20 protein-coding genes and 2 pseudogenes are annotated in these 25,259 nt (G+C 56.6%); 15 read left to right on the top strand and 7 right to left on the bottom strand.

The window, feature by feature from the left end; translation table 11 throughout:
• Positions 1-782: 782 nt before the first annotated feature.
• Together ACI3K0_RS21460 and ACI3K0_RS21455 are read right to left on the bottom strand one after the other, a co-directional pair.
• Positions 783-1,268, bottom strand: coding sequence for a DUF1214 domain-containing protein (locus ACI3K0_RS21460; protein WP_286194925.1), 486 nt, complete (start codon positions 1,266-1,268; stop codon positions 783-785).
• A gap of 79 nt (positions 1,269-1,347) precedes the next feature.
• Positions 1,348-1,884, bottom strand: coding sequence for a TetR/AcrR family transcriptional regulator (locus ACI3K0_RS21455; protein ID WP_404946215.1), 537 nt, complete (start codon positions 1,882-1,884; stop codon positions 1,348-1,350).
• 167 nt (positions 1,885-2,051) lie between these two features.
• On the opposite strand from ACI3K0_RS21455, the gene ACI3K0_RS21450 reads away from it, so the two are divergent.
• From ACI3K0_RS21450 to ACI3K0_RS21440, 3 genes and pseudogenes are all read left to right on the top strand, one after another.
• Positions 2,052-3,059 carry an NAD(P)-dependent oxidoreductase gene (locus tag ACI3K0_RS21450; protein WP_148144979.1) on the top strand — a complete coding sequence of 336 codons (1,008 nt, stop codon included), beginning with the start codon at positions 2,052-2,054 and terminating at the stop codon, positions 3,057-3,059.
• A 443-nt stretch (positions 3,060-3,502) separates the two neighbouring features.
• Positions 3,503-4,002: pseudogene (locus tag ACI3K0_RS21445) on the top strand (ferritin-like domain-containing protein).
• Between the two features lie 64 nt (positions 4,003-4,066).
• On the top strand, positions 4,067-4,246 hold the full coding sequence (locus ACI3K0_RS21440; protein ID WP_206827388.1) for a DUF2934 domain-containing protein: 180 nt from the start codon (positions 4,067-4,069) through the stop codon (positions 4,244-4,246).
• Positions 4,247-4,277: 31 nt separating this feature from the next.
• Here the strand turns inward: ACI3K0_RS21440 and ACI3K0_RS21435 are convergent, their stop codons facing one another.
• Together ACI3K0_RS21435 and ACI3K0_RS21430 are read right to left on the bottom strand one after the other, a co-directional pair.
• The gene (locus ACI3K0_RS21435; RefSeq protein ID WP_206827386.1) at positions 4,278-4,859 is read right to left on the bottom strand and encodes a cysteine hydrolase family protein; all 582 of its coding nucleotides are present in this window, start codon (positions 4,857-4,859) and stop codon (positions 4,278-4,280) included.
• A 76-nt stretch (positions 4,860-4,935) separates the two neighbouring features.
• Entirely contained in the window at positions 4,936-5,448 is a 513-nt protein-coding gene (locus tag ACI3K0_RS21430) for a ferritin-like domain-containing protein (RefSeq protein WP_404946214.1), read from the bottom strand.
• Positions 5,449-6,033: 585 nt separating this feature from the next.
• Between ACI3K0_RS21430 and ACI3K0_RS21425 the strand changes: the two genes are divergently transcribed.
• From ACI3K0_RS21425 to ACI3K0_RS21405, 5 genes are all read left to right on the top strand, one after another.
• Positions 6,034-6,528, top strand: coding sequence for a sigma-70 family RNA polymerase sigma factor (locus tag ACI3K0_RS21425; RefSeq protein ID WP_206827382.1), 495 nt, complete (start codon positions 6,034-6,036; stop codon positions 6,526-6,528).
• Positions 6,529-6,776: 248 nt separating this feature from the next.
• Positions 6,777-7,139 carry an IS66-like element accessory protein TnpA gene (tnpA, locus tag ACI3K0_RS21420; RefSeq protein WP_174059037.1) on the top strand — a complete coding sequence of 121 codons (363 nt, stop codon included), beginning with the start codon at positions 6,777-6,779 and terminating at the stop codon, positions 7,137-7,139.
• Positions 7,136-7,483, top strand: coding sequence for an IS66 family insertion sequence element accessory protein TnpB (tnpB, locus tag ACI3K0_RS21415; protein WP_404946213.1), 348 nt, complete (start codon positions 7,136-7,138; stop codon positions 7,481-7,483). Before tnpA ends, tnpB begins: the two co-directional genes overlap by 4 nt.
• A 72-nt stretch (positions 7,484-7,555) precedes the next feature.
• A complete protein-coding gene (tnpC, locus tag ACI3K0_RS21410) occupies positions 7,556-9,121 on the top strand; it encodes an IS66 family transposase (protein ID WP_404946212.1) in 1,566 nt (521 codons plus the stop codon).
• Positions 9,121-9,426 (top strand): hypothetical protein, encoded by a 306-nt coding sequence (locus ACI3K0_RS21405; RefSeq protein WP_404946211.1) that lies wholly within the window; start codon positions 9,121-9,123, stop codon positions 9,424-9,426. The genes tnpC and ACI3K0_RS21405 overlap by 1 nt, the downstream gene beginning before the upstream one ends.
• A gap of 166 nt (positions 9,427-9,592) precedes the next feature.
• Here the strand turns inward: ACI3K0_RS21405 and ACI3K0_RS21400 are convergent, their stop codons facing one another.
• Positions 9,593-9,829, bottom strand: a complete 237-nt coding sequence (locus tag ACI3K0_RS21400) for a DUF6894 family protein (protein WP_206827380.1) — start codon at positions 9,827-9,829, stop codon at positions 9,593-9,595.
• A 141-nt stretch (positions 9,830-9,970) separates the two neighbouring features.
• Here ACI3K0_RS21400 and ACI3K0_RS21395 point away from each other — a divergent pair, with 141 nt between their 5' ends.
• The gene (locus ACI3K0_RS21395) at positions 9,971-10,678 is read left to right on the top strand and encodes a Crp/Fnr family transcriptional regulator (protein WP_206827378.1); all 708 of its coding nucleotides are present in this window, start codon (positions 9,971-9,973) and stop codon (positions 10,676-10,678) included.
• A 212-nt stretch (positions 10,679-10,890) separates the two neighbouring features.
• Here ACI3K0_RS21395 and ACI3K0_RS21390 read toward each other — a convergent pair whose 3' ends face one another.
• On the bottom strand, positions 10,891-11,370 hold the full coding sequence (locus tag ACI3K0_RS21390; protein WP_206827376.1) for a DUF3833 family protein: 480 nt from the start codon (positions 11,368-11,370) through the stop codon (positions 10,891-10,893).
• A gap of 248 nt (positions 11,371-11,618) precedes the next feature.
• Positions 11,619-12,146 (bottom strand): DUF4142 domain-containing protein, encoded by a 528-nt coding sequence (locus ACI3K0_RS21385; RefSeq protein ID WP_404946210.1) that lies wholly within the window; start codon positions 12,144-12,146, stop codon positions 11,619-11,621.
• A 600-nt stretch (positions 12,147-12,746) separates the two neighbouring features.
• Here ACI3K0_RS21385 and ACI3K0_RS21380 point away from each other — a divergent pair.
• The 6 genes and pseudogenes from ACI3K0_RS21380 to ACI3K0_RS21355 all read left to right on the top strand — a co-directional run bounded on the left by ACI3K0_RS21380 (position 12,747) and on the right by ACI3K0_RS21355 (position 25,112).
• Complete coding sequence (locus ACI3K0_RS21380) at positions 12,747-14,363, top strand: EAL domain-containing protein (protein WP_404946209.1); 1,617 nt, start codon at positions 12,747-12,749, stop codon at positions 14,361-14,363.
• A gap of 14 nt (positions 14,364-14,377) precedes the next feature.
• Entirely contained in the window at positions 14,378-14,815 is a 438-nt protein-coding gene (locus tag ACI3K0_RS21375) for a BLUF domain-containing protein (protein WP_404946208.1), read from the top strand.
• A gap of 501 nt (positions 14,816-15,316) precedes the next feature.
• Positions 15,317-16,801, top strand: coding sequence for an alpha-amylase (amyA, locus tag ACI3K0_RS21370; RefSeq protein WP_404946207.1), 1,485 nt, complete (start codon positions 15,317-15,319; stop codon positions 16,799-16,801).
• Positions 16,791-18,683 (top strand): annotated as a pseudogene (gene malQ, locus ACI3K0_RS21365) (4-alpha-glucanotransferase); the annotation flags it as partial. The gene amyA and the pseudogene malQ, both read left to right, overlap by 11 nt.
• A gap of 884 nt (positions 18,684-19,567) precedes the next feature.
• Entirely contained in the window at positions 19,568-22,567 is a 3,000-nt protein-coding gene (locus tag ACI3K0_RS21360) for a DEAD/DEAH box helicase (RefSeq protein WP_286194916.1), read from the top strand.
• A gap of 346 nt (positions 22,568-22,913) precedes the next feature.
• The gene (locus tag ACI3K0_RS21355; protein ID WP_404946206.1) at positions 22,914-25,112 is read left to right on the top strand and encodes a putative bifunctional diguanylate cyclase/phosphodiesterase; all 2,199 of its coding nucleotides are present in this window, start codon (positions 22,914-22,916) and stop codon (positions 25,110-25,112) included.
• Positions 25,113-25,259 lie beyond the last annotated feature (147 nt).

Genomic DNA, 25,259 nt, shown 5'->3' with positions numbered 1-25,259 from the left:
TCTAGACCTGGAATAGAAGCTTGGCGCGACCAAGACCTTCAGTACCGAACTCATTCGCTCTGCGAACGAAATTGAAAAGATCGGCACCTATGAGCAGCGCCGCTTTTTACAGAGGGCGGTCATGCGCTTTTGCGGACCGCAGCCATGACCCGCGATCTACATATTCTCATTAATACAGGTACAGTTTTCCGTTACCCTCGAAGCTCTTTCAGCGGAGCGTTGGTACGTGAATGCGACATCTGCGCCGTTTAGCTCGCAATTTGGCGGATTTGGGGGCGGAAATTGTGGTTGCGCCCCTCAGCCTCGGCCACGAGAAGGAACTCGCGCCGTCGGCGCATACCTGATGACGCCCCAGCTCGAACCGCAAGGCAATGCCGAATTCACGCTTGGCAAGCTGCTTGCAGATTCGGCCGTGGAGGCCAGCGTAGGCCACATTGTTTTTTCTACTCCTCAAAAGCAATCAGTATCGGGTCCGCGCTCTGACCAGAAACCGCGATGCAGTGGCAACCTTCGACACAGGAAGTTGCAGACCCCGATTCCCGAAGCAGGTTTTGGCGGCTAGTCTTGTTAGCTCGACCTCGGCGACAAGCGAGCCACGTCTCACTGAGGGGCCATGATTCGCGAGCTTGTCGCTGTGCGTTCACCCCCAAGCCGTGGGCGTACGCTTTGCCAGTCCTCCGACTTGATGTTGGAGTGGACGGCCCCTGAACGGCATCGAAATGTGCCAGAATGAGCTGTTAAGATCTCAATCGAAGGGGCCGCCCATGGACAAGATTCTCGCCTTACCATCGATCCAACCTGATGCCATCCTCGTTATCTCCTAACCGATGGCGGCGTCCAGCTACGGTCAGCAATTTCAGTCTTCGGCCAGTACGTCCGAGATAGAGAGAAAAAGCGCCTGCGGGTGCTGGAAGCCAATTGGTCTCGAGATACTTCCCTGGTGACGTAGGTTGAACGTAAATCGTCAGCGACCCGTCGTCATGGATCTTCTTCTTGGTACCCAGCGAGTAGCGACCGAGCTCTTTAGGCGAGAAAAAGTGCTGGGCATCGTACACCGTCAGCAACCAAGACCCATCGACAGGCGGCGTATCGGCCTTAGGGAAAGTCACCTTGTAGCTGCTCGCTCCATTCAGCCGGCGGCCATTCGCATCTAGGTCATGATAAAAGTATTTCGTTTCGGTCGGCGATCTACTACCCCGCCGAAGCTTTGCCTCGCAAGGCTGGTGCCAGTAGCTATTTCTACAAGCCCTCGTTACCAGCGGACTCAAATTATCGGCAAAGACGGCTTCTCTTTCCTAGAAACGCGCGTTGTAGACCCCTTCTAGGTTCGCTGTCTGTAGACTGTGGCTATGCTTTGGTGAAGGCGCCAGCGATAATGGCGCTGAACGTGGCGATTGCTTCACTCTCGTCGCAATCGCCACGCAACCGGGCTGCCGCGATTGCTTCACCAGCGCCAACCATGCCTATGCAGCGTCTTGTCAATTCATCGGGCGCTAGCGCGCTGTGCGGCGCCAGCACTGAGACTAACATCGCGACATTGTTTGCCAGCAGCTCTTGGAACACGGCCGCCTTCTCCTCGCTGCCAGTCAGCGCTGCTCCGACCGCATGGAATTCGCCGTCTATGTCGGCGGCACATTGAATATAGGCTGCGGCGAGCAGATCGACCGTTTCCGCCGCGCGGCGCCCGCTTCCGGTCACCGCCTCGCGAAAGGCATTGACCTTCTCCGTGTCGATCCAGCGATAGAGAGCGATCAGAAGCTCGGACTTGGTCTCGAAATGATCGTAGGCAACGGGCTTGGACACCCCGGCGCGGGCTGCAAGATGTCCCAGTGTCAGCCGGTCGGCGCCTTCTTCGCGGACAATCAAAAGGGCGGTGTCGAGCAACTGCCGACGCCGGTCGGCGCGCGGCAGCCTTTTCGCCGCCGTTGCGTGATCCGTCATATCGTCGCTTCGCTTCATTGAAACCTCGTCTGTTGCCAATACTACTAAAGGTAGGTTATGAACGTTCTGCCTACTAATAGTAACTTACGAAATAGTAGAAGGAAAAACCTATGTCCGTAAATCCTATCCTGATGATGGGTGGCTCCGGCGCAATCGGCCGCCTGAGCGCTCAAATGCTACGCAACCTGCATCAGGACGCACCATTTTTGATTGCCGGCCGGAACATCGAAAAGGCACAAGCGGTGGCCAAGGAGCTTGGCAATGCCGAAGCCGTGCAACTGGACCTCGGCGCGGACGATCTCGGATTGGGCAGTCGCCAGGTTGGCGCCGTCGCTGTCTTCTATTCGGACGAAAGCCTCGCCGGACTTCGCTATGCCAATTCACGTGCTCTGCCCCATCTCGGCATTTCGTCCGGCGTCTTCGAGATCGCACCCGAAATTGCAATATTCATGCACAAGCCGGACGCGGGGGCCGTCGTTCTCGGCTACGAATGGCTCGTCGGCGCCACAACGGTTCCCACACTCCAACTCGCGAAAAAATTCGATCGCATCGACGAGATCAAGATCGGAGCCTTGGTGGATGAAGAGGATGGCGGCGGACCCGCCGTGGCGGAAGATTTCGAACGCCTGTCCAAGATGATGTCCGCAGCACTGACGCGTCGCGATGGCGCCTATATCTGGCGTGACGGCGACGATGCCCAGGCGCTGTTTCATGCGATTGACGGCACCGAGATCAAAGCCTCCGGCTTTTCTTCGATCGACGTCGCGGGGTTGGCAACGGCCACCGGCGCGAAGAACGTCCAGTTCGATCTTGCAACGGGCGTCAGTTCGGCCCGTCGCCGTGGCGAACCGAAATCGACAGAGATCATCATCGAACTCTCCGGCAAGGATCATGATCGTCAGCCGCTACGGACACGACATGCGGTCTTTCACCCAGGGGGAGCGGCACCTCTTACCGCGATGGGCGTGACGATGATCCTCGAGCGCCTGACCGGGCTCGACGGTCGAGCGCCTGCACCGCCCGGTCTCTATTTTCCGTATCAGTTGATCGGGCCCGACACGTATCTGCATCGGTTGGAAGCAGCCGGGGGCAGCGTACTGACACTGAACCTCCCTTGAGGGTCGTCATCAAAATGTGGCTGCCAGTAGAGTCAATCTTTGTCAGCGCTCAGCCACGAAATCGAACAGCCCGTCGCCATATTTGCCCGGACTGCGGGCACCCGACAGAAAACTAGCGGCCAAGCGGATATCTGCCATACCCGAGGCACCTCCTGCTTGACGAGCACCGATAATACGAAGCTATTTCAGCGCGGGTGTACTGCCCACCGTCACAGGTTTCGCGCTGTGGACAGCATTCGGCGTCACGCGAATGGAATGGCCCACTATACTGACCAACTCGGCATGTTTCATCTCGTCAGCGTTTATTCTGTTCAAAAAACTGAGCACCAAAAAAGCAACTGCAAAATAGCTTTCGCCTTGGCTTCCAATGGCACGGCGAAGACAGGAACTTTCCAAGCTCCGCGCGGTTTATGTGGCCAATTTCAACCGAGGAGGAAGCAAATATGGCTGAGAAAACACTGAACGATCTTTTCTGGATACGCTCAAGGACATTCACTTTGCCGAAAAGCAGATCCTGAAGGCGCTCCCGAAGATGGCACGTGCGTCGCAATCGGAAGAGGGCAAAGCAGCGTTCCTGAAGCACCGGGATCCGACAGAAGGTCAAATTGACCGTCTCCAGCAAGTGTTCGAGCTGATTGGAAAACCGGCTCGCGGCAAGACCTGTGAAGCAATCCAGGGCATCATCGCCGAAGGCGAGGAAATCATCGAGGAGTACAAAGGCTCGATCGCTCTCGACGCAGGCCTGATTTCTTCTGCGCAGGCGGTAGAGCATTACGAAATTGCACGATATGGGACGCTCAAGAGCTGGGCTGGCCAGTTGGGCCTTGAAGAAGCGATCCCGCTTATCGATGCCAATCTCCAGGAAGAGCTCGAAACCGACGAGCTGCTTACGCAGCTTGGGGAAGCGTCAGCAAACTCCAAGGGTGCTAAAAACACGGCCTGAAGTGAAGATCGGGGGCGCGCATATAGGTGCTCGCCGACAATTTCATATTCGTGTGGAGGAAATTATGCGTACCGAACGCGAGGAATGGATCTCAAAGCGCGCGTACGAACTCTGGGAGCAAGCTGGCCGGCCTGAAGGGCAGGACAGCGAGCAGTGGGCACAGGCAAGTGCGGAATGGGAATCAAAATCCGGAAAGGACGGAGGAAAAGCCGCTAACACTGTTTGGGATGATGAAGAATCCTGATCAGAACCTGCCCACAATCCTTCGCACCGCATTACTCCGCGGTGCGAAGGAACTGTTCAACAGTCTGCACGTCAAGCTGCATGGAAAACCGGTCTCGTAGCAAAGTGATCGCCGCGTCGTGGGTGGCATTTGCCCCGCTGCAGACGGCATCCGACAACACGGTCACGTGGTAGCCGAGATCGACCGCGCCCAAGACCGTCGCCAGGACGCAGACATCGGTTTCGCCACCTGACACCGCGATTGACGATATTTCTTCCTGGCTGAATACGGAATGTAGGCGACCATCGGTCCAGGGACTGTAGGTAGACTTGTCGAATACCCGCGCCGGGGGAATGTGCCGCCTCAAGGGTTCGACAATTTCGACCATCTCGGGCGGAAGCTTCGCGAGGGTCATGGCCTCCCACCGCTCATAGTAGCCGCGCCAGTTGCCGCTGGCTTGTGAGGATTTTTCCGGGGGAACAAACCGTGTGAATACCGTCTTGTCCGGGAAGCGCCCGACGACCTCGCAGACGACAGGTAGGACGGCCCCCATCCACTCGACTTGCCACGGCGTGTCCTCACTGAACATCCGCTGCATATCGATACAGAGGTGACGCCAGTTTCGAGACGACATCTTGCCCTTCCTCAACCAATTTAACGTAAGGCTGATGCGAACAGGCGCGATGAATAGGTCACGCTCCATTCGAACCTTAGACTTTCGCCGTTTGACCGGCCTCTTTAAGATTTGCAAACTTGATCGTCGTCGGCCGCAAATTCTCTTCCAGCCAGGCGGCCATGGCAACTTCCTGGTCAAGGCTCATTTGCAATGGGCTCACCAGACCTGCGTAGCCTCCAAGCTCGGCGATCGTAATCAGCGACTTATACGCCGCAATTTCGAAATTCTCGAAGGCGAAATTCGCCATGCTATTTTTGAGGATCTCGTCGCCGGCAACCGAATGCCCTAACGCCGCAAGCGATCCAGTGAGAGACAATGCCAAATCCTTCAACGTCGAATAGTCCTCGGCAAGCGAAGTGAGGATTTCCTCGATCCGATCAATCTGACCCTGAGTTTCGTTAATGTGCTGCTGCAGCATGGCGGCCATTTCGGGATAGTTCTCAATTCGCTTCACCTGCGGCTTCATGATCGACAGGGCCTGGTTTTCCATGGCGTGAGCGTTTCTCAAGCCAGTCACAAAAATTTCGCGGGTCTTATCATCAGACATTAGCTTCTCCTTTGGGGCTTTGCGAACCGCTTAAGCGGGCGAAAGTTCCATTCTAGGATTGCGGCTTCGCGTCTCACATTGAGGCTGCAATGACGGCTTTAGCGACTCTGAGGCCCCGATGTCCTCTCCTGTGGGCGTTGGATCGTTGCGCTGTTCGGATCGCCGGGTGTCAACACGAAGTAATACAGCTCTGCCAAAAGAAGCGCCGAGATAAGAATAATTGCCGCAAACAGCATCATCCCATGTGCCGCCTTGTCGCCTGAGCCATAGCCTCATCTCCTTCACGCTCTCCTATCCCGCGTCATTGGTTGGTAGTTGAAACATCGGGTGGGTCTGCGGGGCCTTCGTGGCTGCCATTTCAAAAATAATAACCGACATCAAAAGCGCCGACCACCGTCAGCGCAATGCCTAACTCAGTCACCTTTTTCGAGGCAACGCACGACCGAACGGCAATCCGTCGGGTTCAGCGAATGGCTCATGAGTTCTTACGTGAGACCTTACGCCGGTCTGATATCGTACGAACGAATTTAGGGTCGGAACGTAATTCAACAGGGAAGGTTGTGTCGACTAACGGGGAATGAGGCAATGAACCAGTTCGATTCCATTGGCTTCACTGAGGCGCAACTTCTTGAGCATACCCAAGCGTTGAGAAACTTCGCGAGGCGATTTCATCCTTCATCCAGCGACATTGACGATCTTGTGCAGGAGACGATGGTAAAAGCAATCGCTAACGCGGATAAGTTTCAGCGTGGCACTCAGTTACGGTCCTGGCTGTTCACAATTATGCGTAACACCTTCTGCACGAAATTCGGGATCGTCAAGCGAGAGCAAGTAGGGAACGTGGAAGACGCAGCCTTGCGGGTGTCTACCCCAGCGAACCAGGAATGGACTGTTCGGGGCCATGAACTCGAAGTCGCGATAGCGGGACTATCGAAAGATCATCGGATGGCAATCGAACTTATTTTTATCGAATGCTTGAGTTACGAGGATGCCGCAGGCCGATGCGGCTGCGCGCTGGGTACAATAAAAAGCAGGGTTAACCGAGCTCGGCTCCACTTGTCGGCGATGATAAATCAATAGAAGTGTCATTTGAGATCAATGGGCTCGATGCGAACCTAGCTCCGCTAGCGCGGCATAAGCTGACAGTCCCCCGTCCGGCCTATAAGCACTTGTCGGGGAGCATTCGGGGCCGCGGTTTTCGGCGCGGGCAGCTCCGCCTGGAGCGTGAGCGTCCGGTGAGCTGTTTTTGCTGATCGGGGAAATCAGGCGATGTTCTGGCATTAGAACCAGCATTAGTGCTGACATTAATACCAGACCAAAGAGGTTTCATGGCTCGTATAGAGATCATGTCCGGTACCGAGCGCAGACGGCGTTGGTCGGACGAGGCGAAGCTGAGGATACTTGCGGAAGCTGATGAGCCCGGTGCTCGCATTGGCGATGTGGCGCGCCGGCACGACATTCATCCGGGCCAGATCCGCTTGTGGCGGCAATCATTCAGCTATGTCGATCGGCCAACGGTGTTCCTCCCGGTGGAAATCACCGAGGACGTTGGCGTAAGCCAGCCGTCTACCGCAGCGACGAGGCCGGCGATCGTCGAGATATTGCTTCGAAACGGTCGGAGCTTGAAGGTTCCGGTTGACGTTGAGTTGAAGCTGCTTGGCCCGCTCGTCGCTTGCGTGGAGGCGGCATGATCGGGCCATCGGGGAATGTGCGGGTCTACCTGGCCTGCGGAGTGACCGATATGCGGCGTGGCATTGATGGTCTATCGGCGTTGGTCGAGACGGTGGTGAAGGAGGCGCCGGGCTCGGGCGCGATCTTCGGCTTCCGCGGAAAGCGCGCGGACAGGATCAAGCTTCTTTGGTGGGACGGCCAGGGGTTCTGCCTATTCTACAAGATTTTGGAGCGCGGATACTTTCCGTGGCCGACGGCGAAAGAGGGTGTAGCGCACCTGACGCAGGCGCAGCTTTCCATGCTCGTTGAAGGGATCGATTGGCGACGCCCTGCGTGGACGTCCGCTCCCCGCCGAATGGGATAAAAGCTATATTTTGCAGGGTCATCCGAGGCTTCACGCTGGCGCGTCATTTGCAAATCGGCTAGATTCGCGGGTATGGAAACAGCGCCGCTGGACAGTCAGGACGAGCTCACTGCTTTGCGCGCACTCGTCGCGGAACAGGCGGCGAAACTTGAGAGCCAGGAAGCCGAGGTCATCAAGCGAGACTCCATAATCGGGCTTCTTCGCGCGCAACTAGAGCTTCTCCGACATCGGCAGCATGGCGCATCTTCGGAAAAGATCGACCGTAAGATCGAGCAGTTCGAGCTGATGCTGGAGGAGATCGAGGCCTCTCGTGCCGAAGCTGAGCTGCGCTCCGGGAAACCTCCTCTGCCAGAGTTGGACGACGCATCCGAGAAGCCGAAGCGCAAGCCTCTACCCGATGATCTCGCCACCGAAGAACTGGTCTATGCGGCTCCCTGCAATTGCCCGACCTGCGGTGGCACTTCGTTCCTGAAGGCGGCCGACAGAGTGGTCCAGGTGCTGGAGCACGTGCCGGCGGCGGTCAAGATTGTCCGGCATGTCGAGAAGCGCATGATCTGTAGGGAATGCGATACAACAGTGGTTGGTGAGATGCCGACCTTGCCGATCGAGCGCGGCAAACCCGGGCCGGGACTGCTCGCCCATATCATGATCGCCAAATTCGACGATCACATCCCCCTCTACCGCCTGTCCGAGATGTACGATCGATTGGGGATAGACATCTCCCGATCCGTAATGGCTGACTGGGTCGGCCGGGTATCCGCTTTGCTGACACCACTCGTCTTGATGATCAGGGCCCACATCGCCGCGCTCGACCGAATACATACGGACGATACCCCGGTCGATGTTCTCGACCCTGGCCGGGGCAAGACAAAAACCGGCAGGGTCTGGGTCTACGTCTTCGACGGCAGTGGCTATCAAGCCGCCACTCCCGCAGCCATCGCCTATTACTACAGCCCTGACCGCAAAGGCGCGCATCCGGCTGACCACCTCGCAAACTTCAGCGGCGTGATGCATGCCGACGGCTATGGGGGTTACAAGAAACTCTACGGCAATCAGATCGTCGAAGCCGCCTGCATGGCACATGTGCGGCGCAAGTTCCATGATGTGATCAAGCTGAAGCCATCTCCAATCGCTGAGGAGGCGCTGTCGCGTATCGGCGCTCTCTACGATATCGAGAACCGTATCCGAGGCATGTCGGCTGACGAGCGGCGCACCCTGCGCCAACACCATGCCCGGCCCATTCTGCACGAGCTCAAGGCCTGGATCGAGGCGACACTCTCAACTTTGCCACAGAAGCAGAGGCTGGCCGAGGCGATGCGATATGCCTTGTCTCGTTGGGCGGCTTTGGGCGTCTACATCGACGATGGTCGGGTCGAAATCGACAACAACATCGCTGAACGAGCCATGAGACCGCTTGGAATTGGAAGGAAAAACTGGCTGTTTGCCGGCTCGGACAAGGGCGGTGAGCGCATCGCCAACATCCTGACCATCATCGAAACGGTCAAATTGCACGGCCAAAATCCGGAGGTATATCTGACAGATGTCCTCGCCCGGATCCAGGATCATCCTAAGGATCGAATTGAGGACCTACTGCCCTGGAACTGGACGCCAGCAAACGCTTCATGCGAGGCCGTCTGATGGCGCGCTCGAGGTTCATCTACACCCTCAGCCAAGTCGCCGGCATGATCGGCGAGAACCTCGAACTGATCGAAGAAGTGACCGCAAACTCGGACAACATCTCCGAGGGCGAACTGGTTTACGTAAGCGATGGCAGTGAGGATGGCACGAAGGGTCTGACCAAGAATGACATCGAAGAACTTCAAAGCCTGCTTGCCGACATCAGGACGTGGGACGGCGGTATCCGCGAGTTCCTCATCGACACACAGTGCGATCCTGAAATAATCGAACGCATCATGGCCGATGAAATGAAACACGACCTATAGCTTCCACCTCTCGACAACCGAAAAATGCGTTCGCCGGACGCTCACCCTGGAGCTGGTCTTTTCTCATTAACATGTGATATCCTTTCGGTTCGAGACGAACGTCGAACCGAACGATATCGCCAACGTTTCTTCGTAATAATTGGTTCCGAAAGCGTACCGCCACCGTCTATGTGAGCCGCAGGACATCCTTGAACTTTACCACAGCGGCGATGGACCCGTTTTCATCTGTCAGCTCGAAAGCCTGGCCATCAACGAGCTCCCCGTCAAACACGCGCTGCGAGAGCAGCTCACGAGCTGATTTGACGGCTTCGGCTTCAGCGCTTGCCAGGTCAACGAAATCAGCGCCTTCAGGGTCGTGTGCGATCTTATCGCCGTCCCGAATGTGGAAGTAGTACCTTGGCATGACTCACTCCTGCTATGTTGCGTGCTCAACAGCAAAGTTGCAGATAAGTTTCCTCGCTCCGCGCGTAAGTTGCTTTTTCTGCTAGGAATCGTTCATCTCAGCCATATGTGGAGTTTTATGTGCATTAAGATGAATTCTGAAATGTCCTGGACCACAAATAAGCTACTTTCATTACTGCCGCCGATCGAGACAGAGTTCATACGCCAGCACCTAGTGCCGGTCAGGTTGACGCTTGGTGAGCGACTGTTTGAGGCCAACGATCCCATCGGGCATGTCTTTTTTTTCGAAGGCGGATTGTCTTCCGAGATTGCCGGAGGACGGTCCGGGAAGGAAATCGAAGTCGGATGCATAGGCCGTGAAGGTTTCTCCGCTGTGCCCATCGTCCTCGGCGTGGAAACGACCCCTCACTATGCGTTTATGCAGTGCGGAGGCCCAGCATTGCGAATTGAAGTTGGCAGACTTCGAGAAGCGATGTCGAGGTCCATACCGTTGCGAGACCTCTTACTGAAGTACGCGCATGTATTCATGATCCAGATTGCAGCAACCGCACTTTCTGACGGTCGGTATAACGTTCAGCAGCGCTTGGCACGTTGGATACTTATGAGCCAGGACAGGATCGGAGACGAACTTCCCCTCACCCACGATTTCCTTGCGCTGATGCTCGGTGTACGACGGCCGAGTGTCACAGACGCCCTTCACAAGCTTGAAGGTGATCTTGCGATCAAAGCCGAACGCTCGATGATAAGAGTCACGGACAGGCTGGAACTGGAGACGATAGCCGGTCAAGCTTATGGGATCGCCGAAATGGAGTATGTACGACATCTCGGAACCGATTGGCGCCGTGATTGAAAGGCAGCCGATATTTGATCAGCAGCCAAACGGAACGAAGGCGGTTCGGGATTCTTGCATGGGTCATCGATGACTTCGTCCAGACCCGTTGCAGCGCGTGTTCGATGCGCATCAGGGTTAAGCAGCTTTCGTCAGCCCGTTGGAGCTTGCCCGGCGAGCAGGCGAGGTTCCCGCGACATCGGGCATGATCATCGCGGCCCACCCTACATGGTTCAAATCAGTCGTTCATAGAACGCTGTGAGCGTCGCAAATTCTATGCCAACCTTGGTCATCGAGGCATGTGCCGTCATGTGGTCCTTGTCATGCAGATAGAACCAGTCGTCAAAGCCGAACTTCGTTTTCGTGCCGTCTGCAGCGGGCACCTCGCGGGTATACTTCCAGCGAAAGGTATTGCCGAACTGCTCGCCATCTGCGGTGCCGTCGATGAGCGTCTCCCGTCCTTCGTAAGCGCCCTCGCCCCGATTGATGATTGTCCAGGTCAGGAAATCATGGTGGCCATCATCGAAGCTGTATACTTCCTTAAGAGACAAGGTATTGGCCTGGGCATCCCACCGACCCTCCGCCTCGATGGAGAATCGGTTCTTAAGACCGCCCATTCGGCCGAGCGAAACACCCCATCCTCGAAGCGAGCCCGAGAAGAACTCTTCCAGCACAAAGGCAGGGGCCGTTTCTGAATTGTTGTCAATGGTCACATTCCAGCTCCTTGATCGCAGATTCCACATGCAGCTGATATCTCAACACCAGCGGCGATATGTCATCGCTCGCCTCAACTTCCCGCCCTCCATCAGGGAGTGTCGGGCATTTATCACGTCCATGATGGCGGTCATGGACTCCACCCTATGCCAACGAGTCAGCTTCCTGAACGAAGAGCTTAACGCCATGGCTGCCGATAACCAGAGCTCAACGCGGGAAGGCGACAGCTGCCTTCCCGCCAAAGACGTTACTTGTCGAGATCCTGAGCCATCTTGTAGTGGTGCTCCAATGCAGGAAGCGTCTTTGCCGCCCAAGCCTTCAGGTCAGCGTTTTCCCCTTCGGTTGCATAGCGCTTGAAGAGATCAACAGCGTCTTCGTGAGCTTCGACCTGATCATCGATGTATTCTTCATTGAACTCGGCACCGTTAAGCTTGCCTAGCTCATCTACCTCTTCCTTGTGATCCTCAATCAGAGCAGTCACAGCATTACCTTGGACCTTGCCACCCGTAAGAAGTGCTTTGAGTTCGACGGTCGTCTTCTCGTGATCGGTGATCATCTTCTGCGCGAATGCCTTGATGGTCTCGTCACCCTTCTGAAGCGCGAGCTTGCTCGATTCGATCTCAAACACATCGCTGGCGGAAGCCTGCAGGATGAAGTCTTCTGTCTTTGGGGCCACGCCGAGAGCTGAATTCACTCCGGTCGATTCCGTGGCGGACTGCGCCAAGGCACCTGTGGCAGCCAAAGCGAACGCTGAAGCGAGTAGGATCTTTTTCACGATGTCTCTCCTGTTGTTGTGCGGCTACAACTGGGCGAACTGCCATCGGTTCCCGTTAAATGTCTGTGTTTGAAGAGAAATTATGGGCTAAAAGGTCACGTTAGAGGCGGCCTGACGTTTCTTAGAGAGTTACAAACCCACCAACCTCTAGTGCTACAATTAGCACCACACTCGTATTCTCCCGGCTTCCTCGCGCGGACGTCATGTGAAGATTTCACCAACTATAACAACGTTCAGCCGATGAGGAGAAGCAGCCCCGCGACGTTCGATCACCGACGGTTGAGGTCCCTACCTCCGCTCTCGCTTGGCAGCACTGCAAGGCGTTGAGCGTTCTTGATCGGAAGCCGTCGCAATCGTTGTTGAACAGAACCATGATGTAGATTTTTCTCGAAAGCGCGCTGGGGGCGGAAGATGATGCCTGACTATCAAGCGCCGACTTGCTAATCGTGTCCTCTGTAGTGGCGCCAACCCTTATGCAACCTTGTCGATGTTCAGCAATTGGTAACCGTCTGGCATGAAACATCCACGTTTACCGGGCCGATCCGTTGTTGGGTAACTTCCGAGGCTTACCTTGTGGCCAACTCGCATTGGTAGGCCCCCATGAACGTCGCAACGCCGTTTCCGCAAATAACCCAAGCTCATCCAGCTGGCATCCCCAGTGCCGAGCAGATCCTCGAGCTATTGCCGCGTCCAGTCTTGGTCGTCGGTTCGGACGGGCTCGTCACATATGCGAACACGGCCAGCATGACATCATTGGCAGCGGTCGTCGGGAGCGAAATGCACGACCTTTTTCCAGGATGCGCGTTGAACCTTGCCACCATGACCGGCGCACCCTCCTCTCTCCTAGTATCCAGGGACAGCGAGAATTTCGATGCCGCCATTGCAGCATTGGGTGCAGGACAGTTCCTCATCGATTTGCGGCCCTCCCTACATGCACAATGCGCCGACAAACCAAGCGGTTTGGATGAACTGACCGGTCTAACCAAACGCAATGCCTTGCTCGCGTACCTTTCTTCGGCCTTGTGCACTGGACCGGCGTCTTCGGTCGCAGTTCACTGCCTCGATCTCGATCGTTTCAAGATGATCAACGACACGCTCGGACATGCGGTCGGCGACCTTCTTCTAAAAAAGGTTGCAGACCGGCTCACAGCTGCCTGCCACAAGGATGATATCGTCGCTCGTATCGGTGGGGATGAATTTGTCGTCATGCAGCGGCACGTTGAGGAGGAGGGCGCAGCAGAGACCTTGGCTTCTCGTATTGTCGACCTCATCGGCCGCACATATGTCATCCATGGTCACACCGTCAATATCGGCGTCAGCGTCGGCGTAGCGATCGGCAAAGATGCCGTTCAGGCGCGCGACCTCCTCCGCAACGGTGACCTCGCCTTGTATGAGGCAAAGAAGGCCGGAAGAGGCCGTTACAGCATGTTCAAGAACGGCATGGACGCGCTTCTCTTCGCGCGCCGGGAGATGGAAATCGATCTGCGCCGTGCGCTGGCCCTGAAGCAGTTCAAGCTGAACTACCAGCCGTTTATCAATGTCACCAGCAACAGAGTAGACGGGTTTGAGGCGCTCCTGCGCTGGGAACACCCGGTCAAGGGCAATATCCCGCCTCTCTCCTTCATCTCACTTGCCGAGGAGAACGGCTTAATCATGAAGATCGGCGAGTGGGTAATGAGAACTGCGTGTGTTGAAGCCATGTCATGGCCTGGCGAGATGATCGTGGCTGTTAACGTTTCGCCGCTGCAGTTCAAAGCCGACACGTTGCTCGACACGGTAGCTACCGCGCTCAAACGGTCCGGACTGCCAGCCCATCGGCTGGAAATCGAGATCACCGAAGGCGCGCTTCTCGACGATACCGACAACGTCATTCAGACGCTCAATTCCCTGCGCGAGCTCGGCGTTAAGATCTCGATGGACGACTTTGGAACCGGCTATTCGTCACTGAGCTATCTGCAGAAGTTTCCCTTCAACAAGATCAAGATCGATCGGTCCTTCGTTGCCACTGACGACGCCGACAGCGAAGCCATTCTGCGCTCCATCGCAGGTCTCGGCGCCAGCCTTGGCATGGCCATTACAGCCGAAGGCGTCGAGACCGCCGAACAATTGTCTCGGATCCGTGGAGAGCGTTGCACGCATGTGCAGGGATACCTTACCGGCCGGCCGATGGGCATGGATCAGATCCCTGCCTTCCTCGCGCAAAATGATGTAGAATGACAAAGGGTTTAACCATGGCTTCTGGCATGTACCGGCTCGTTTATTACAGTCGCAATCATATTGCCCACAATGAAGCGACCTTTGGCTCACATTTGGAGGAAATCCTCGAAAAGAGCCGGATAAACAATCAACGCGACGAGATTACCGGAGCGCTGCTATTCAATTCCGGGTGCTTTGCCCAAGTTTTGGAAGGCCCTCTCGATAAAGTCGAGGCAGCCTTTGAGCGCATCCAGCAAGATGAACGGCACGGAGATGTGTCGCTGCTCGCCTTGGATCCAATCGATCGCCGGTCTTTTCCGAACTGGGCGATGGGCTTCATCGGCACGTCGGACATACACGCCAAGCGCTTTGCTGCCATCGGCCTCTCCAGTGGTTTTGACCCTTCTCGCCTGAGTGGCGACGAAATCCATGCCCTGCTGAGAGACCTCGCGATCGAGGAGGAGGCAGCCTGACTCGATGGCTATAGATGATGGAGTGCTATCGGGCGCCTCGATGGGATCGGCCTTGGGGCCCGTCGCTCGCACCCAGATGCCTCTTCCGACGGTGAATCAGCAAAGGTCGTTGTCATCTGCGGTACCCGGCGTGATCGCCGTCGGCGACACAGCTTACAGAATTGTGGCAGACATTGCCCATCAGGCGATTGACAGGGCCGGCGGGGCTTCCGTTTCCAGTATCGCCTTCGATATCGTCTCAGCGATGTCTCTGACGCTCTTGACGTCTTTGACGATGGAAGCTTGCGCAGCAGGAAGGCAATCGAGCATCAATAGAGCTTGTTCGACAGATCGTGTTCGAACACAGGCCTGAACTGGTCAAGGCGGCCTAAGTTCCGTCGCCGTCATAGTACACTTAATTTTTCTGACAGAGCTGGCCCAAAGAATCTGTGCGTGGCGACGGACCCCGCGAAACCAAATCTTCTCACGCCCGTTGAATGGCGCCACTCAACGAGGTTCGCAATGATGCAACGCACACTCCTGCAATTCTTCCACTGGTACACGCAAGACGGAGGCGGACTTTGGAAAGAAGTCGTGGAGAAGGCGGAAAGTTTGGCGGCAATCGGCATCACGGATATCTGGTTGCCCCCAGCCTACAAGGGTTCTGCCGGGGGATTTTCCGTTGGTTACGACACCTACGACCTGTTCGATCTCGGTGAATTCGATCAGAAAGGAACGGTCGCGACCAAATATGGCGACAAGGCTGCGCTCGAACATGCATGCCGGATCCTGAACGAAAACAGCATCGGTGTGATCCACGACGTGGTATTCAATCACAAGATGGGCGCCGACGAGAAAGAGACTGTCCGTGTCAGGCGGGTCAATCCCGACGACCGCACCCAGATCGAGGACGAGGAGTTCAAGGCGCTCGCTCATACACGCTTCAACTTTCCCGGGCGCGGCGGCGCGCACTCGAAATTCGTCTGGGATCAAAAGTGCTTCAGCGGTGTCGACCGCATCGAAAATCCGGACGAAAGCGGTGTCTTCCGGCTCGTCAACGAATATGGCGAAGGCGAATGGAATGACGAGGTCGACGACGAGCTTGGCAATTTCGACTACCTGATGGGCGCCGATGTCGAGTTTCGCAACAAGGCCGTCTATGAGGAACTGAAATATTGGGGGCGATGGCTGTCCGAGCAGGTTCGTGTCGACGGTTTCCGGCTCGATGCGGCAAAGCACATTCCCGCCTGGTTCTTCCGCGATTGGGTCGGCCATATGCGCCAGACCGTCAAGCAGGACTTGTTCGTGGTTGCCGAATACTGGCACCCGAACATGGGAACGCTGAAGAGCTACCTCGATCTCGTCGATCACCAACTGACCGTGTTCGACGTGGCGCTCCACCACCGTTTCCATGAGGCGTCGAAGTCCGGCGGCGATTTCGACATGCGGACTATCTTCGACGGATCGCTCGTGTCGGTGCATCCCGACCATTCTGTGACCATCGTCGACAATCACGATACCCAGCCGCTTCAATCCCTCGAAGCCGCCGTTGACCCATGGTTCAAGCCGCTTGCATATGCGCTGATCCTGTTGCGCGAACAGGGCGCACCATGCGTCTTCTATCCCGATCTCTATGGCGCAAGCTATACGGAGAGCAAGGACGGCGAACATCGCTCGGTCGACATGCCGGCGATCGAATGCCTGCCAAAACTGGTCGAGGCGCGCAGACGCTTCGCGCACGGACCGCAGACGGATTACTTCGATCATCATTCATGCGTCGCATTCGTGAGACATGGAACCGCCAACATGCCCGGCTGCGTCACCGTCTTGTCCAATAGTGACGCGGGCGAGAAATCAGTTGATCTCGGCATGGAGGTAGCGGGCGCCAATTTCCGGGATTACCTCGGCCACCGCGATGACGAGATCGTCGTCGGCGATGATGGCAAGGCAAGTTTCCCGGTTCACGGCGGCAGCGTCAGCGTTTGGGTTCGCGCCGATGTTGCGTAGTAGGTCAGATTACCGTGCGGGAGTAGAGCATGGATTGCAGCTTGATGGTCTCAGGGGAAGCGCACTTGATCGGCTGGCGCTTGGGCATGGTATCGATCTGAAACGTCCGACGCCCAGCGGAGAGGCGGTGGAAATTTCCGATGACACCAAGCGAAGGCTTCTCCAGGCGCTGAATGTGGAACTGATCGATGATCATCCTGCCGGATCCGGTGGCCGGAATGCCGGATCGCACATGCTCGAAAATGCGGCTTCATGCTTCGTTCCAGACTTCCTGTCCGCAGAGCGCGTCTGGGGCCTTAGCCTCCAGCTATACGAGCTGCGCTCTGAGAGGAACTGGGGCATCGGCGATCTTGAAGACCTGCGTGTCATGATCGATATGGTCGCGTCGCTTGGTGGCGATTTCATCGGGCTGAACCCGCTGCACGCTCCCTTTCTCGCTGACGCAGGGCGATGCAGTCCCTATGAACCTTCCAACCGGCTCTTCCTCAACCCGCTCTATATCGCTGTCGACAAGCTGCCCGGTTTCCAGCCGGATGCCGAACAACAAGCAGCGATCAGCGCATTACGCGCCACCGATCTCGTCGCATACGGGGCAGTGACTGATGTGAAGCTTTCAGCCCTACGATCAATCTGGGAGCGGTGGAAAACCACAAATGCGGCCGATGACGCACACACGGACTTCGAAGCCTTCGTCGGTTACGGCGGCGAGGCTCTTCGACGTCACGCCCTATTCGAAACCCTGTCGGAGTATATGGTACAGAGCGGCTTTGCGGCTGGCTGGCACTCCTGGCCGGATGAGTTTCAGGATCCAGACGCGCCATCGGTTGTTTCATTTGCCGCCGCGCATAGCGATGAAATCCGGTTTCATTCCTGGCTGCAATGGATCACCCACCGACAGCTTTCGGACGCCGCGGCATATGCCGGCACTTGCGGCCTGCGAATCGGACTTTATCTCGACCTTGCCGTCGGCGAGGCTCTCGACGGCTCCGCGACGTGGAGCGAAGGCGATAACTACCTGACAGAAGCGACAATCGGCAGCCCGCCCGATCCGTTCGCACCAGATGGTCAGGACTGGCACCTTGCAGGGTTCCAGCCGTCACGGATCGCCTCGGGTGAGGCTTCGCCATTCGAGCGAATGGTGACCGCGGCCATGCAGTATGCCGGCGCCATCCGGATCGACCACGCGGCAGCGCTTCGTAGACTGTTCCTCGTCCCGATAGACAAAACGCCATCTGACGGCGCCTATGTCAGCTATCCGCAGGAAGACCTGATACGGATCCTGGCAGATACGTCCGGGCGGCATCGTTGCCTCGTCATCGGCGAGGATCTGGGATTGCTCCCCGACGGACTTCAGGACGATCTGACGGCCGCCAGCATCCTGTCTTACCGCATCCTCTCCTACGAGCGCGATGACGAGGGCTTCAAACCCGCGACAGAATATCCGGCTCTCGCACTGGCCTGTATATCGACACATGACCATCAGACGCTAACGGGATGGTGGCGCGGTGCGGATATCGATCTTCGTGCCGAACACGGCATTGTTTCGCCAGACCTGACACGCCAGCATGAGGCCGAGCGCAAGCAGGAACGGCGGCAACTGATCCAGGCGGTTGGCATTCCTGATGCAGGCGATCTGATCGAGACCCTGTCGCAATCCACCCTGCAAGACCTAACCATCCGAGCACATCGATTTATCGCCGGCACGCCGAGCATACTGGTCGTTATCCGTCTGGCAGACCTGACAGATGAAATGCGACCGACTAACGTTCCAGGCACCAGCAGCAGCTATCCCAATTGGCAACCCAAACTTTCGGTGGCGATCGAGACGCTGTCCGACTTGCCTCTGGTCAAGGCGGTAGCCGACGCAATTAACGAGGGACGGTCGTCAAGCCAGCCTGGCCGTGGCCCGAGTTCAGACTATCGAGACAAGAAACGCTCTCCGGAGATACTCGGCACTTCCAGGCAGGCGGCGACCAAAGAAACCGACAAGACAGACGCCCAGAAGCTCGATGCAATCGTCGAGAGATACGCCGACAAAATACCGAGACCCCTTGGCCGCTTCATCCGGTCGATGAGAAAGCCGGAACTGCGATGGCTCCGTCTCATCGTGGGTATCCTGTTCGTCATATTCGGATTTGTCGGGTTTCTGCCGATCCTGGGTTTCTGGATGGTGCCGTTGGGATTGATTATTCTTGCACAGGACAGCAAGTGGCTACAGCGCCCGACGCTGAAAGCGATTACCTGGCTAGAAGGAAAACTGCTTAGATAGTTCAAGCAGCGGCAATCATTCGGCCGTTGCGACGATTTACATTTGAAGGGCTTCGAGGATCGCTTCGACATTTCAGCGGCTTTGGCAGGTTACCTGTAACTATCGCTCTCAATAGAATTAGCCAACAGACCCGCTCGAATGGAACAGCCTGATTGAGAAGCCGTTTGGTTAAGCTGGTAAAGTCGCCGGCGATAAAATGGCAGGTTCATGTGAGTGTCGTTGAGTCCAGAGATGAAGATGCCCCCCCACCCGCTGCTACGGCCGATCACACCCAAGTCTCCAAGCCTCCGCCGGGTGTCGTAGCGACCAGGCTGGCCGCAGCTCTAAGAAGCTCCGAGAGTCCCCTGTGCTATGTGGCACAAAGCGAGGGCGCGGCTGCCAGAATCGCTGAGACTTTCAGTGCGCTGTTTCCTGAGATCGAGGTGATCGTTTTTCCGCCATGGGATTGCCTGCCCTATGACCGGGTGCCACCGTCGCGGCACTGCATGGGGGTGCGAATGGATGCATTACGGATCTGGAGCACGCCGAGCGGCGCGGCGCGGCTGTTTTTAACATCGCTGGATGCAACGCTTCAACGTATCCCGCCAGCGGCCGTTATTTCGGAAAGCCATATCGAGCTTGTAATGGGAAAGCCGTTCGATCGCGAAGCGTTTTCCGACTTCGTCCAGCGGACCGGCTATGAGGAAGAAGGCGTCGCGGACGATCCCGGCGAGCTGGCGGTTCGAGAAGGCTTGATCGACATCTACCCCGCCGGCGCACCGGGTCCAATGCGGATTGTTCTGTCGGAGAACGAGACGGTCAAGGAGCTCAGAGGTTTCGACCGCTCAACGCAGCGGACAGAAAGTAATCTCGACAACGTGACGTTCGGTCCGGCATCCGAAGCCATTTTTGTTGGCGATCTCGCAGAGGACCGTGCTCCACTGCCGGAAACGATGGAGCAATTGCTGCTGCGCCTTTATCAAGACATGCCGACCGTGTTTGACGTGCTCGGCGATACCACAGTCCTTCTGGCTCCCGGCGCGACCGAGCGTGTCGGACGCTATCTTGAGATTATCGAAGATGCACGTCAGTCACGAGCAGACTTCGGCGATAGTCAGCCTTCCTCCTCCCGGTCGCTCTATCTGGATAGAGCGGAGTGGGAACGGCTCTCTGGCAGCGTTCTCACAGGCGTTCTCGATCTCGAAAACGGAGGTGACATCCCAACAGATGTAACCGAGAGAGAGCAACGCAAAGCCTTGGTCGAATTCGTGCAAGATCACCTGCGCGAAGGAATGAAGGTTCTCATCACTGGAAAGGGAAAAACCGCCGAAGCGATGGGTCGGCGTTTGGCAAAAGCATCCAGGAAAGTGCCTCGGTCCGTCGATACATGGGAGGCCGTATTGAAAGCAGAGCCCGGCACCCTCCTAAGCTTGGCCTGCGACCTGGACCAAGGGTTTATCGACGCCGGACAGAACGTCGTTGTTATTGCCGCAACCGATAGAGCGGGCAGGGTTGCGAGTTCGAGTGCCGTTCTGGCGGAAGCAGAGCTTCGAATAGGCGATGTCGTCGTTCACGAAGATCATGGCGTCGGCGTCCTGAAAGATCTGGAAAGCATCACCGTGGACGATGTCACACGGGACGCTGCTCGCCTGGAATATCGCGATGGCGGCTCTCTCCTCGTACCGGTGGAAGAATTTGGAAAGCTATGGCGTTATGGCTCCGAGCCAGAAGCAATCACGCTCGATCGCCTTCACACCGATGCCTGGCAGAAGAAACGCGACAAGATTCACGCGAACATTCAATCCACCGCGCGCCATTTTATGAAGGTAGCGAAACAGAGGCAGGCGTCGCAAGCAGAGAGATTCGTCTCACCGCGTGCCGAATTTTCTGCCTTCGCGCGGCGTTTTCCATTTTCCGAAACTCCCGATCAAGCCGAAGCCATCCGGGCCGTCTTCTCCGATCTCGCCTCCGGACATACCATGAACCGTCTCGTCTGCGGAGATGTCGGCTTCGGCAAGACCGAAGTCGCCTTACGCGCCGCAGCAGCGGTTGCGCTTTCGGGCGGCCAGGTGGCTGTTATCGCACCGACCACAGTGCTCGCTCGACAACACTTTGCGACCTTTGAGCAGCGGTTCGCGGGAACCGGCATCTCTGTCGGCATGCTGTCTCGCATGCTCAAGCCAAGTGAGGCGAAAAAGACGAAGACGGCGCTCGCTGAGGGCGAGATCGGCATCATTATCGCGACCCAGGCGATCCTTTCGAAAGACGTTCGCTTTGCGCGTCTTTCGCTGCTGATCGTGGACGAGGAACACCGATTTGGTCTGAAAGAAAAGCGGGCGATGAACAGCCTCGCGCCATCTCTTCACACGCTGTCCATGTCGGCCACGCCGATCCCGCGGACATTGCAATCGGCGATGGTGGGCGTTCAGGAGGTCAGCCTGCTGACCACGCCACCATCCAGGCGCCGGCCCGTCCGCACCTCACTTGCGTCATTCGATCCGGCGTCCTTGCGGACCGGCCTAATGCGGGAATACCGGCGCCGAGGCCAGAGCTTTATCGTAGTGCCGCGTATCGAGGATATAGAAAATGTCGAGACACTGCTGCAAAAGATCGTTCCGGAACTTGCGGTCAAGGTCGCTCATGGGAAGATGCCGCCTGCTGCGATCGATGAAGCAATCGTCGACTTTGCGAAAGGCGATGGCGACGTCCTTCTCGCCACAAACATCATTGAAAACGGCCTTGATGTCCCGCGCGCCAACACGATGTTCATCTGGCACGCTGATCGGTTCGGCCTAGCTCAGCTCCATCAGTTACGTGGACGCGTCGGGCGCGGAGCAACCCAGGGCATCACTACCCTTTTAACCGAGTCGGACGCTGAGCTGGCTGAGGAAACGCGCTTGCGCCTTTCGACCCTGGTTGAGAACGACCGCCTTGGCGCTGGCCTCGCAATCAGCCTGCGAGATCTCGATCTGCGCGGCGGAGGGGATATCGCTGGAGAGGACCAGGCGGGCCATATGAAGACGATTGGTATCGGGCTCTATCAAAAGCTGCTCGCAGGCGCCGTTGCAAGACTTCGCTGGCAACCGTCAGGCGTACAACAGCGCGCGGTCGTCAATCTCGGAGAAGTCGGGACAATACCGTCAAACTATGTGTCGGATCCAGCTGTCAGACTCAACCTTTACGCCAAACTGTTGCGGGCATCCGCGGTCGGTGACCTGAACGACCTGGAAAACGAGTTCGAGGACAGGTTCGGCGACGCGCCGCACGATCTACTGCTTCTCTTGAGAACGACCAAACTGCAGCTTATCGCGGGAGGGTTGGGTATTGCCAAGCTTGAAGCCGGGCCGAAAGCACTTGCAATAACGCTGACAAAGAACGCGTCGGCAAAGCTTGTGGCAGCATCGACGAAAGCCGGCGCGGTTCGGCGGGAAGACCGGCTGATATTCGAGGCCTCAAGTCTGGCCGGCGAGGATCCGTCCCATTTCTTTGACCGGGTTCTGTCGGCAGCCGCAGGATAAGATTTTGTGAGGAAGATCGAAACGGCCAGGAGACTGGATTAAGTAGAGCGGTCGCCCTTGAAGGAACGTGCTATGGGCGACTGTCCCTCGCATTCGCCAGGCGATCGACGGCAAATCAGATGGCTTGTGGCGACGCATTCAAAGTTATCGCATTGCTCAATGCCATTCGTGATGCTCAAGGCAGCTCGCCAGCAACAAGCGTCACTTGGTCGACAGTACTCGGCTCCAGTTCCGAATTGTACGAAATCGGACGCACGGTGCTTAAACCCTCCCCTAACCACTTTGCTTGCGATCGTTTTAACAGCCGCTGTTTTATGATTGCGTGAAATACAGGAAAACATTCGCAATGAGCATACAGCTTCAGTCGCAATGGGTTTTACGGTGGGTCGTGCCAGCGTGCGCGTCCCTCTTGGTATGCGGCCTGCTTCTACTGGCGCTTGTTTGGGCGGCAGGGCGAACTGACGAAGTAGCCGCTGTTCGCCAGCGCGATCTCGTGACGCTGACAGTTTCAAAATTGAAGGCCGGATTGGCGCACGATCAAGAGAGCGCCACCGTCTGGGATGACGCCGTTAAAAACACCGCGAGCGGCAACCTCGAATGGGTCGAGGCGAACTTGGGCTCATGGATGCACAGCTATTTCGGACATGACGCCGCATTGGTGCTGCGGACAGATCTGTCGCCGCTTTATCAGTTTTTGGCCGATGCGGAGTATGCTCCAGCGCCGGACGATCTTAAAAGAGCCTACCTGCCCCTGGCGATAAGACTCCAGGCTCGTCTGGCGGCTGGTGATACCGAAGGCACGAATGATAGAGTTCTTTCTATCGGAGAGTCGGACCTGCGTTATGTTGGCTTCCGACCAGCTATCGTCAGCGTTAAGCCGATTGTCTCTGATTCAGGTGACATCGAGCAGGTTCCTGGGAAGGAAAGGATTCACGTCGCTGTCCGCTTCCTTGATGGAGACCTACCGCCAATTATTGGTAGTGAGTATGCCTTCGATGCTTTAAAATTCTCTGCGAAGCAGCCGCGAGGGCGCGATCTGGCATTTGTCCCATTGCGAGCGAAGGATGGCCAGGTGTTTGGGTATTTTCGCTGGAGACCGTTCCAGCCAGGCAAACAGGTTCTCAACAATACCGCTCCTGCTCTTCTCCTTGCATTTGTAGCCTTATTTTCTGGGACAAGCCTTGCTGGTGGAGCGTTTTGGCGGCGCTCCGAACGGCTGGCAACAAGTCGAGCAGAGCTGAAACATCAGGCATCACACGACGTGCTGACGGGGCTTGCAAACCGCGCCCATTTTGGCGAACAGCTGGACTTGCGGCTTCGCCGCGCCCAAGCTGACGAGCAGCATTGCCTTTTGTTTGTCGATCTTGATAGGTTCAAGGCAGTGAATGATACGTTCGGCCACCCTGTCGGTGACGAGTTGATCGGCATGGCTGCGGCGCGTATGCGCGCTCTCCTGCCCGAGGCGCTCATTGCCCGTATAGGAGGCGACGAGTTCACGATCTTGCTCCACGCCGGAGACGCTCGAAACGCTGAGGAGCTGTCGGACAACCTCGTGCGCAGGCTTAAAGTACCATTTGAGGTCGGGGCGTCGCATATCACCATCGGAGCAAGTGTTGGCGCAGCTCACGCGGCCGGCGCCAGCGATCCCGCCGAACTTATGCGTCAAGCAGACATTGCGCTTTACCACGCAAAAGCCGCCGGTCGGAATACCTATGCGATATTCGGCGGTCATATGGACGAAGTTCTGCGCAAACGCCGCACTTTGGAAGACGACCTCCGTTCCGCGTTAGAGAACGGAAGCCAACTGGAAGTTTTCTATCAGCCTGTGTTCGCGGCTGATGAGGGAAACCTTTGCTCGCTCGAAGCGCTTGCGCGCTGGAAGCATCCCCTGATCGGTTACATCAGCCCTGAGGAATTCATCCCCCTGGCCGAGGAAATCGGGCTGATCAATGACATAGGCACTCTCGTCCTGGAGGATGCTTGCAAGACACTGGCGGAGTTTCCCGAGATCTCGATAGCAATCAACGCTTCCGCGCTTGAGCTCGCTGCGCCTGGGTACCCGCTCCGGGTCTTAACTGCACTCGCGAAATGGCAGATCAGCCCATGCAGGCTGGAAATCGAAATGACCGAGAGCGCAACAACGGGCGACGGGGGCGAACTCGAAAGAACGATTTCTATGTTGCGAAAAGCAGGGGTGCAGTTTGCCATCGACGATTTCGGAACAGGCTACTCGTCGTTTTCTCGTGTTCAAAAGATTGAGGTCGATAGAATAAAAATCGATAAGTCTTTCATCGACGAGATGCATCGCAATGACAGCAAGGCACTTGTCGTCGCCATGATCGACATGGCACGAGCCAAAGGCCTTAAAATCACGGCTGAAGGTGTAGAAACGACAGAACAGCAATCCGTATTGAAGAGCCTTGGCTGTGACAGTCTACAGGGATTTCTACTCTCCCGTCCCATGCCCCGGCCTGCCGTGGTCGCGCTTATGTTAAAGATACGACAGGAATCGAGCGACGCGATTGCAGTCTTGCCAAGTAGTTGATGTGCGGCACTATTGAGAATGTATTACAATCCATATATAGTTTTGCAAATGCACGCAGATATCTGGATAAGGGCCGGCTGCCCAATTTTCAGCAGCGCCGCGACTACCTAAGCCCTGTCGCTTTTGCCGCGCGGATCGCTTCCATCT

The sequence above is a fragment of the Rhizobium sp. ZW T2_16 genome (assembly GCF_044987325.1).
Taxonomy (GTDB): domain Bacteria; phylum Pseudomonadota; class Alphaproteobacteria; order Rhizobiales; family Rhizobiaceae; genus Neorhizobium; species Neorhizobium cellulosilyticum.
Note: the sequence above shows the minus strand (reverse complement) of the source record. Positions and strands in the feature narration are given on the sequence as shown.

Excerpts from the sequence above, each read along its gene's own strand:
- ACI3K0_RS21450 (WP_148144979.1), top strand. The coding sequence starts at position 2,052 with ATGTCCGTAAATCCTATCCTGATGATGGGTGGCTCCGGCGCAATCGGC.
- ACI3K0_RS21405 (WP_404946211.1), top strand. The coding sequence starts at position 9,121 with ATGGCGCGCTCGAGGTTCATCTACACCCTCAGCCAAGTCGCCGGCATG.
- ACI3K0_RS21430 (WP_404946214.1), bottom strand. The coding sequence starts at position 5,448 with ATGTCTGATGATAAGACCCGCGAAATTTTTGTGACTGGCTTGAGAAAC.
- ACI3K0_RS21425 (WP_206827382.1), top strand. The coding sequence starts at position 6,034 with ATGAACCAGTTCGATTCCATTGGCTTCACTGAGGCGCAACTTCTTGAG.
- tnpC (WP_404946212.1), top strand. The coding sequence starts at position 7,556 with ATGGAAACAGCGCCGCTGGACAGTCAGGACGAGCTCACTGCTTTGCGC.
- ACI3K0_RS21400 (WP_206827380.1), bottom strand. The coding sequence starts at position 9,829 with ATGCCAAGGTACTACTTCCACATTCGGGACGGCGATAAGATCGCACAC.
- ACI3K0_RS21395 (WP_206827378.1), top strand. The coding sequence starts at position 9,971 with ATGTCCTGGACCACAAATAAGCTACTTTCATTACTGCCGCCGATCGAG.
- ACI3K0_RS21360 (WP_286194916.1), top strand. The coding sequence starts at position 19,568 with ATGGATGCATTACGGATCTGGAGCACGCCGAGCGGCGCGGCGCGGCTG.
- amyA (WP_404946207.1), top strand. The coding sequence starts at position 15,317 with ATGATGCAACGCACACTCCTGCAATTCTTCCACTGGTACACGCAAGAC.
- ACI3K0_RS21440 (WP_206827388.1), top strand. The coding sequence starts at position 4,067 with ATGCGTACCGAACGCGAGGAATGGATCTCAAAGCGCGCGTACGAACTC.
- tnpB (WP_404946213.1), top strand. The coding sequence starts at position 7,136 with ATGATCGGGCCATCGGGGAATGTGCGGGTCTACCTGGCCTGCGGAGTG.
- tnpA (WP_174059037.1), top strand. The coding sequence starts at position 6,777 with ATGGCTCGTATAGAGATCATGTCCGGTACCGAGCGCAGACGGCGTTGG.
- ACI3K0_RS21375 (WP_404946208.1), top strand. The coding sequence starts at position 14,378 with ATGGCTTCTGGCATGTACCGGCTCGTTTATTACAGTCGCAATCATATT.
- ACI3K0_RS21435 (WP_206827386.1), bottom strand. The coding sequence starts at position 4,859 with ATGTCGTCTCGAAACTGGCGTCACCTCTGTATCGATATGCAGCGGATG.
- ACI3K0_RS21380 (WP_404946209.1), top strand. The coding sequence starts at position 12,747 with ATGAACGTCGCAACGCCGTTTCCGCAAATAACCCAAGCTCATCCAGCT.
- ACI3K0_RS21355 (WP_404946206.1), top strand. The coding sequence starts at position 22,914 with ATGAGCATACAGCTTCAGTCGCAATGGGTTTTACGGTGGGTCGTGCCA.